Origin of the sequence: Stenotrophomonas sp. YIM B06876, from assembly GCF_030711595.1 — a bacterium.
Classification (GTDB): domain Bacteria; phylum Pseudomonadota; class Gammaproteobacteria; order Xanthomonadales; family Xanthomonadaceae; genus Stenotrophomonas.
In genome coordinates, this window is record NZ_JAUJUJ010000214.1 from 1 (window position 1) to 1,330 (window position 1,330).

A 1,330-nucleotide genomic window follows, 5' to 3' on the forward strand; every position below is an offset into this window, starting at 1 on the left:
CCCTGCACAAGGCCTGCCCCATCAGAATCAACAAGGTTTTGACGGACAACGGCAAGGAATTCACGGATCGGCTGTTTGCCAGCCGCGAGCGCGAACCCAGTGGCAACCATGAGTTTGACCGGCTGTGCCAGGCGCTGGGCATAGAGCACCGGTTGACCAAGCCCAGGACGCCCAGAACCAACGGCATGGTGGAGCGGTTCAATGGCCGCATTGCCGATGTGCTCAAGACGCACAGGTTCAACAGCCGTGAGAACCTGGAGCAGACCTTGCTGCGCTATGTGGCCTTGTACAACCACCAGCTGTCGCAGTCAGCGCTCAAGAGCAAAACGCCGATGCAGGAGATGAAGGAGTGGTACGGATCTCATCCGCATTTGTTCCACAAGCGACCATATGATCGTCCGGGATGCGACAGTTATGTACCATCCACAGGTTCTACCGCGCCAATTTCCTCTAGCTTCCTATTTTCTGACCGTTCACGACAATCTGATCCAATATCACCTTTGCGGAATTACCGATAGTATCGGCCACTGGGCAATGTAACTTTGCATAGGCGATAAGCCGGTCGATGTTAGCTTGGTGGGAGGGACTGACAATATGAAGCTTATATTGGATTTCCGAATAACCGGGACGAAAACCATCGACCCCCATCGCACCACGTAGGTCGTAATCACCTTCTGTTTTCACCCAAAGCTCATCCAGTTGTACATCGAATTTCTTGGAAAAAAACTTGATCGTCGCAGACATGCACGCGGCCAGTGCGGCAAGCAGTACTTCGGCGCCGTGCATGCCCTCATTGGTTCCACCAATATTTTTTGGCTCATCAAAAGTGTAGGAGAATTCGCGTACCTTGACATCGGTTTTAAATCCCTCCTTTAGATACCCGCTCGCCTTTAATCGCTCTGTTGTCATGAAGAACTCCTGATTTTTCTAAAGAATCGGCTAAGTTGATGCCTACGCCGTTAGGAAATTGCTGAAGAATACCCAATGAACTTCGCCACCCATAACTTCAGTTTGCATATTTCCATCATATGGTTGGAATTGTTCGTTTGAGGTCGTTTCGGCTGCTGTTGCCCNTTTTCTAAAGAATCGGCTAAGTTGATGCCTACGCCGTTAGGAAATTGCTGAAGAATACCCAATGAACTTCGCCACCCATAACTTCAGTTTGCATATTTCCATCATATGGTTGGAATTGTTCGTTTGAGGTCGTTTCGGCTGCTGTTGCCCTTTTCTCTCCGCCAGGAGCCGTACGCGGTAGGTTCGGCACGTACGGATCTGCGGAGGGGACGCTGGGTGACTGGCATTCCTACTCAGACTGAGTCGTTCTGGCGAA

Annotated in this window: 1 protein-coding gene and 1 pseudogene; one reads left to right on the plus strand and one right to left on the minus strand. The window is 50.8% G+C overall.

Translation table 11 applies throughout. The features are described 5' to 3' along the window. Positions 1–413, plus strand: a pseudogene (locus QZH66_RS16195) (integrase core domain-containing protein); the annotation flags it as partial. Positions 414–450: 37 nt separating this feature from the next. Here QZH66_RS16195 and QZH66_RS16200 read toward each other — a convergent pair. Continuing rightward, on the minus strand, positions 451–909 hold the full coding sequence (locus tag QZH66_RS16200; RefSeq protein WP_305806912.1) for an OsmC family protein: 459 nt from the start codon (positions 907–909) through the stop codon (positions 451–453). Positions 910–1,330: the final 421 nt, after the last annotated feature.